The following is a 7,294-nucleotide window of genomic DNA, read 5'->3' as shown; positions in this document are numbered from 1 at the left end:
GCTCATAGGTACGACTTAAGCGCGCAGCATCCGCATCAGCCCTCACGCCGACAAGGCGGCCTTCGGCGGAGGGTTACAGTCCGGCCGCCCCTGCCGTAAAGCACAGCGTACTCAAGGCTATGCGCGTTCCCGGCGCCATCAATAGAACGAGACAGCCTAACCAGGCGGCTAAGACCAGGGAATTCGGCTGACGCGCGATCCACGCACCTAACTCGACGCGGTGATTGGCCATCACCGAGCCCACAGCAAACATCAGAAGATATTGAGGTGTCTCCGCCAAAGAACGGGCCACTGTGTCCGGTGCCACAAGAGGCAGGACCGACACCGACAATCCATAGATCACCAAGGTGCCGAGCAAGGTGAGACGCGGCCATCTCACACAGAAGAGTGCCAGTATCGGAAAGATCATCGAGATGCGCAGCTCGTGAACAAGACTCCACATTGGATTGTCCAACGTGATGTAAGAGTCTCTCCCGATCATCAGAAAGTGCCCCGTCACAAGAGCAGGCGACAAAGGCAGGCTCCAGGAGTGGTTGAACCACTCGCTTAGACCAAGGACGTTGCTTGGCCGGATCGCCATATAGAGCCCTATTGCGGCGCAGATGGCGACAAAGAACGGGACATAGATCCGGCAAAGCCGACGCAGCGCGAATTCAAGATAACTGCCCTTTCCTGGCCGAAGGGCCAGTGTCAGGACAAAGCCGCTGAGCACGAAAAACAGGATGACGGGCGGGCGGCCTCCTACGAACAGTTTGAGCGGCGTCTGATGAAGCCAAAGGTTCCAGGAGCCCAGGAGTGGAATCCCCAGGAAACTGGCTTCCCAGTAGCTCGGTGAAGCGGTCATCCAGCAGTGGTGGAACACCACGATCAACGCCGCGACTCCTCTGAGGGAGTCCAGGGTCTCGTACCGCCGCATCTTATCCCCTTGAAGTGGCGAGTAGATCAAAATGGAAGGTGAAACTGATCCAGGCGCTAGTTAGCGCTTCCGACTTCGGAGGATCGAGAAACCCTATTGAACAGAGACGAAATGTAACGCCTCAACGCATCCGTGTTTTTCTCAAACAGCTCGCCAAAAACCCAGGCCACGAAAACAGATACCGCGCTTATAAACAACCACGTGATCAGTCCACGCAGGCCGATTTCGTTTCGAGCGATCGAAAATAAGCCAAATCTCGCCAACAAGAAGCACAAGAACGTCATCACGGGCATGTGCACAATATATAGAGAATAGGAGAAATCGGCCAAGTACTTGTCAGCACGCGCATTTATATTCAAATCAAGCAAAGAAGGCCTGGAAACAAAAAGACCAAACCCCAGTCCGATGAGAGGGTCAGCGATCCGATGATCTATGAGCGGCGATGCGGCGAAGGCACAAAACGCGACAACGCCGCCGATAAGCGCGGCCCACCGCGGGACTAGGCCTCGCGAGCCAAGCTCCCGCGCTACTGCGCCGAAAACCCAGATCAGCCAGAACAGCGCCATGAAAGCTCGGCCAAACGCAACCGCGACAACCGAAGCGACGATAGCAACCACCGCCACTTTGATGAGACCAGGAGTCTTCTTGAAAGGAAAAGCAAGCAGCAGGAGTGGGAATACAAAATAGAAAACCCACTCGTAACCCAAAGACCAAAGCGGCCGATTTGATCCGAACGGTTCCCCTAGAAAGTTTTCCAAAGATAGAATCGTGGCCGCAATGTTTTGCAGGGTATACCCGTCAAATATGGCACCATGCCCAATCGGACCGGCCCACGCACTCCTGTAGATCGGACTTTGACTGTCGATCATAAATGCCGTCGCGTCCAAGACGATGGTCACAATAAGTGCGGGTGCCAACGCGATATATATTCTGGAGAACCGGCTGATCGCATATTGTGACAGGCTAAACTTCTCAAGCCTTTGCAATACGCCGCCACCGACCAGATATCCGCTGATTACGAAAAACAGCATCACGGCAGCATGGCCGAGATCCGCAAAGTATTTTACGGCCAGCTCGAAAACGTTGGCTCCATGGCCAAACGGCTTAATCGCAAACGCCAGCGAGAGGGCGTGGCCGAAGGTCACTATTGCGGCGCTTATCCACCGCACAGTGTAAAGAAACGGTCGCTCATTAGATTGCATGGCAGCCCCCCTCGAACGCATGACTGGCCGTCTCTTGCCTTGCCACAAGGCACCCTACGAACGCAAACATTTAGCGTTCGGCTTGTACGCATGCTAGCTAAGCGATGACACTTGAGGCACGCGAAGGGCCACTATGCGAGTTCCGCAAATTTGGTATCTAGGCGCATCCTTTGCGCTCTCTTTGATCTCATTGGCGTTGGGATCGTCGCCAGCCTACTGCGCTCTCCAGCTTGGAATTTTTCTGGCGCTGTTTGCGATTGGAATGAATCCAGGTCGAGCGCCTCGCCTTATCATCATCATTCTAATATTCGCCTTTCTGAAGAATTTTGTATTCAGCCAGTACGTCAAGGTATTGCTACTTCAACCGTCGGATGAAGGGCTAGCCGAGCCCATCATGACAACGCTTGCCCTTCTCGTAGCCGCGCTTTCCGCGCTGATTGCTACGTTTGGCTGGCGCTTGCTTTCGAACGTAGATTTTGGCGGCTTCGCTCGGGATCCGCGGCGCGAGGATCTCTCGACTCTTGGCTATTGCCTTGGCGTCGCTGGGATTGTGGCGCGCCTTGTCGTCGCGGTCGGATTGTGGTCCAGCGTTCTGCCCGCCTACATTGGTGAACTGACTTTGTTCGGCGTCATCGCCTTCGTGGTTGATCGTCGAATAAAGTCCGAAGGCCGGCGCATTTTCGATCGACGATCCATTGGCCTACTGGCGTTGTACGCGCTCATTGGCCTCTTGATGGGCGGTCGAGCTGAGGTTCTGAAGGCCGCTATCTTCCCAGCTGTATTTTATATCTACTATAGAGCTCGCCCTCCGGTCGCTGGCATTGCAGTGATCGCCACCGTTTTCGCAATAACCTCGGCCGTTTTGTATCCACTGATCAATTACTCTCGCATGATAGCGGGCTCTGGTGGAACAATCGCCGCCATGTCTGAGGCGGCCTCGGAAATTGCCTATAACGACGGCTGGTACAGGATTAAGAATTTCACGGAGCGTCAAGAAGCCAAGTACACTCACAGAATGTACTACGGCGCTCCGATGGGCTTCATTAATCGGTTCACGCCGAGCCAAGTGGATAATCTCGTATCCGCCGGCAGCCGCCGGGGCTTGGATGGGGGCTATGCAGCCCGATCACTAAAGGCCGTGCTCCCCCAATCGCTAGGCGCACAACGTGGAGTAGGCGCTGGGCAGATCGAACTTGAGAACCTCCAAAACAACCGTAACATTGCTGAGGTGAACAATACGAACTATGGCTTGGTAGGCGTCTTCTTCGCGATCGGTGGACTACAAAGCGTCGCCTTCGGTTTCGCGGCCTGCGTGCTCGCACTGTCTGCCTGGTACCTTTTATTCTTCGGCACGCGCGAGAGCATCTGGGCCTACGGCTTTTTCCCGATCTTCATGCTCTATATCCCGGATGGCAATCTGACGAGCTTCGCCATTCGACTGGTCCATGGCGGCCTTATCGTCGGCCTGTCTCTGATAATCATTTCAAAGGCGGTGTCGTTACGTGGCGCTCAATCGAACTCCCGTGTTCATCGCCGAGCAACGACGCGCCTAGCCCGCTAGGGCAAAAAGTCTATCGCGACTTAAGGGTGGAGAGGATGTTCCGACAAACAACCTCTCGATCTACCGTTGCTTCAACGTATCGTCGCCCTGCGCGCCCGAGGGCGGTTCGAAGGCTTGGGTTGGCGATAAGATTTTCCACGGCGTCGGCAAACAGCGAAGCCTTGTTCGGCTCAACGCAGATTCCGGCCCCCGATGCTTCCGTGGCCAGGGCCAATGGCGTGCCCTTTTCGGCTGTCGCAATATACGGACGCTCGGCCGCCATGATCGAAAAGATTTTGCTCGGTAGCGCGAAGTTGGCGCCGCCCGGGCTCTGGGGAACCAAATGCAACGTAGCGACCCCCATGGCCGCACTCAGTTCTGCACGCGGCGCAAGGTCCGCGAAACGAACATTCGAAAGCCCGTCGCTCGCCACCTGCTCCTCGAGTGAGTGACGTTCTGACCCCTCTCCCCGGATAAGGATATCAGCCTCCACTGCGCGCTTCAGCAGCTCGGCAGCCAGCGCCAGAATCTGATCAAGACCCTGCTTGCGCCCCAGGTTGCCTGAATAAACGAGAAGCGGACGGTCTCCAGCGCGCGGCATGGGCACGATCTCGCGAACGTTAACCTGGGGAGGGATAATGTCGATCTTCCCCTTCACGCCCAGTGCTCGAAGCTCTTGCTCCATGCCCGGCGTCAGGGCGATCACCCGATCGCACCGATTGAGCGCCCACGCCTCCAACTTGCGCAGGAGCTGGGTCAGCCCTCCCGCCATGCCGAACTTCAGGTTCGCGGCCAGGCCCGACTGGATGTCGTGCACGATCGCCACCACACGTCCATCCCGCGCTCGGAAGAAAGGCGAGATCAAGACGACGAACACCGAAGGACACACGCACACCACGCCGCGATAGCGCTTCTTCCGCACCATCAGCGCGGCTGCCGCGAAGCTCGTCTCTGACAGCAGCCGCCCAACCATTCCGCGAGAGCTGGCGACATAGGACTTCACACGACGCACATTGACCCCATTGAAGTCCTCATGGTCGCGCTGGCCGGCCTCATATCCGTCATAGACCGCGTTCTTCGGGTAGCTGGGACGGGCCGCCAGCACATCCGGCTCCAGCGCATTCTCGGCCAGCCATAGCGACAAATCGGTAATCGGCGGCGCGCTTCCAGTGGGTTCCGGATGGTAGTAGTTGCTCAGCACCAGCAACGAGCCGGCCAACTCGTGGAACTCGTCACGAACCGGTTTTGAGGCCACGTAGGCGATGTGGGACTCGTTCATGCGAAAGTTCCCCGCGTTTCTTCGGACCAAGCTCGCAGGGCAGATTCGACGTCGCTCTCGAATTGATACCCGTTAGAGGTCAGCCAGTTGGGCTTGATACGTGTGGATCGGACTAGCTTCCAGATACGCTCACGGTGGATGGGCGTCTTGAGGCCGAGACCAGCCAGGACCTCGAAACACCAGGCCACACCGAGCAGCGGCGCGATCGGTAGCACCGGGTATTCAGTCTTGATGGTGGATACCTTTCCAAAATTCTTGACGATATCTTCGGTCGTGCTCTCGCTCGGATATGCAAAGTTGAACGTGACCTCCGGCAGTTCCCGTGAGAGCACGAAATCCAGTGCGTTCAGCAGTTCATCGACATAGCCGCCGCTCTTGATTGTGTTCTTTCGGCCGGGATAGGCGAACAGCCCGCGCTTCAGTGCACCTGCAAGATTGGAATAGTTCCCCCTCTCCCCCGGGCCGAACACGACGCCCGGACGCACGATCACCAGACGATGGTCGGCGGCCGTCGCGGCCCAGCGACGATGGATGCCTTCCGCCATCAGTTTCGAGCGGCCGTAGTCCGATGTCGGCGCGGGGGGCGTACTCTCGTCGACGACATCTTCCCGAGGGCCGTAGACGGAGATCGAACTCGTAAAGACGAACCTCTTCGCGCCGATAGCGTCGGCGAACTGCGTGACGTTCAACGCACCGAAAATGTTGGTGTCGTAATATTCGTGAGCCGGATGCCCTGGCGTCCGGTGAACCGCCGCCAAGTTGTATATGACAGCCTCTTCCAGTCCGAAAGCTTCGGGCACCGCCTGACGTACATCGTGCGAGACGTAACGGACACCCGGCAATGTCTCGCGCGGGGGCAAGATGTCGATCGCGACGACATTCATCCCGCGTTCCACTAAACGTTTGACCAAACGGGTACCGATAAAGCCGCTAGCACCAAAGACAATCACGTTGGTCATTTGAATACTCCGGGAATTTTCTTGGACTGGAGAGGCTGACAACTTCAGCTTCTGCCGATCGAGGCATAGGTGAAGCCATAGCGGACCATTTCGGCTGGCTTGTAGACGTTGCGCAGATCGACCACGACCGGGGCCTTCATCAAGAGCTTCAGACGGTCCAGGTCGAGCGCCCGGAACTGATCCCACTCGGTGATGATCACCAGCGCGTCTGCCCCCTCGGCCACCTCGTAGGCGCCAGCCTTGAAGTCGACGCCGGGCAGCATGTGGGCAGCTTCGCGAGCGCCCTCCGGATCGAACGCCTGCACCTTGGCGCCGAGCGCCTGCAGGGCCGGGACGATGTCCAGGCTGGGGGCGTCACGCATGTCGTCGGTGTTGGGCTTGAAGGTCAGGCCCAGCACGCCGATCGTCTTGCCGGTCAGGTCGTCCGTGCCGATCGCCTTGGCGACCTTGCCGGCCATGGCCTTTTTGCGGGCGTCGTTGACCTCGACAGTCGTCTCGATCAGTCGGGTTGGCGCGCCGTAGTCCTGGGCGGTCTTCACCAGAGCAATGGTGTCCTTCGGGAAGCAGCTGCCGCCGTAGCCGGGTCCGGCGTTGAGGAACTTGCCGCCGATGCGCTTGTCGAGGCCGATGCCCTTAGCGACCTGCTGAACATCCGCGCCGACCACTTCGCAGAGATCCGCCATCTCGTTGATGAAGGTGATCTTCAGCGCCAAGAAGGCATTGGCAGCGTACTTGATCAGCTCGCTGGTGCGACGGCCAGTGAACACAAGCGGCGTCTCGTTCAGGCTCAGCGGGCGATAGAGATCGCGCATCACCGCCTGGGCGCGTTCGTCGTCGGTGCCGACGACCACGCGGTCCGGGCGCTTGAAGTCCTCGATCGCCGCGCCTTCGCGCAGGAACTCGGGATTGGAGACCACGGCGAACTGGGCATCCGGCCGAACCTTCTTGATGATCGCCTCGACCTCGTCGCCGGTGCCGACGGGCACAGTCGACTTTGTGACGATGACGGTGAAGCCGTCGATCAGGCCGGCGATTTCTTCGGCCGCGGCGTAGACGTAGCTGAGGTCGGCATGGCCGTCGCCGCGACGGGTGGGCGTGCCGACGGCGATGAACACCGCGTCGGCGTTCTTGATCGCCTCGGCGCCTTCCAGCGTGAAGAACAGCCGGTCTTCTCGAACGTTGCGAGCCACCAGGTCATCCAGCCCCGGCTCAAAGATCGGAATCTCGCCCTTCTCCAGCCGCTCGATCTTGCTGGGATCCTTGTCGATGCAGGTCACCTCGTGACCAAAGTCGGCGAAACACGCCCCCGAGACCAGGCCCACATAACCCGTGCCAATCATCGCTACGCGCATCGACGCATTCCTCGAAAAGGCTTCCTAGCCAAGGTCATTCATAAGC

The 7,294-nt window shown here is 58.2% G+C and carries 6 protein-coding genes; 1 reads left to right on the top strand and 5 read right to left on the bottom strand.

Annotated features, from left to right (window positions below):
• Positions 1–73 precede the first annotated feature (73 nt).
• Entirely contained in the window at positions 74–916 is an 843-nt protein-coding gene (locus AC1RJ9_RS24210) for an acyltransferase family protein (RefSeq protein WP_492840499.1), read from the bottom strand.
• A gap of 56 nt (positions 917–972) precedes the next feature.
• Entirely contained in the window at positions 973–2,118 is a 1,146-nt protein-coding gene (locus AC1RJ9_RS24205) for an acyltransferase family protein (protein WP_492840501.1), read from the bottom strand.
• 133 nt (positions 2,119–2,251) lie between these two features.
• Between AC1RJ9_RS24205 and AC1RJ9_RS24200 the strand changes: the two genes are divergently transcribed.
• Complete coding sequence (locus AC1RJ9_RS24200) at positions 2,252–3,679, top strand: hypothetical protein (protein WP_492840503.1); 1,428 nt, start codon at positions 2,252–2,254, stop codon at positions 3,677–3,679.
• 10 nt (positions 3,680–3,689) lie between these two features.
• On the opposite strand, the gene AC1RJ9_RS24195 is transcribed toward AC1RJ9_RS24200, so the two are convergent.
• From AC1RJ9_RS24195 to AC1RJ9_RS24185, 3 genes are read right to left on the bottom strand one after another with little or no spacing between them, the layout of a single operon-like run.
• Positions 3,690–4,937, bottom strand: coding sequence for a glycosyltransferase family 4 protein (locus AC1RJ9_RS24195; RefSeq protein WP_492840505.1), 1,248 nt, complete (start codon positions 4,935–4,937; stop codon positions 3,690–3,692).
• Positions 4,934–5,896, bottom strand: coding sequence for an NAD-dependent epimerase/dehydratase family protein (locus tag AC1RJ9_RS24190; RefSeq protein WP_492840507.1), 963 nt, complete (start codon positions 5,894–5,896; stop codon positions 4,934–4,936). Before AC1RJ9_RS24190 ends, AC1RJ9_RS24195 begins: the two co-directional genes overlap by 4 nt.
• A gap of 44 nt (positions 5,897–5,940) precedes the next feature.
• Positions 5,941–7,248: a UDP-glucose dehydrogenase family protein gene (locus AC1RJ9_RS24185; RefSeq protein ID WP_492840509.1), complete on the bottom strand. Its 1,308-nt coding sequence runs from the start codon at positions 7,246–7,248 to the stop codon at positions 5,941–5,943.
• Positions 7,249–7,294: the final 46 nt, after the last annotated feature.

This window comes from Caulobacter sp. GW822-FHT07D08, from assembly GCF_058798735.1.
Note: the sequence above shows the minus strand (reverse complement) of the source record. Positions and strands in the feature narration are given on the sequence as shown.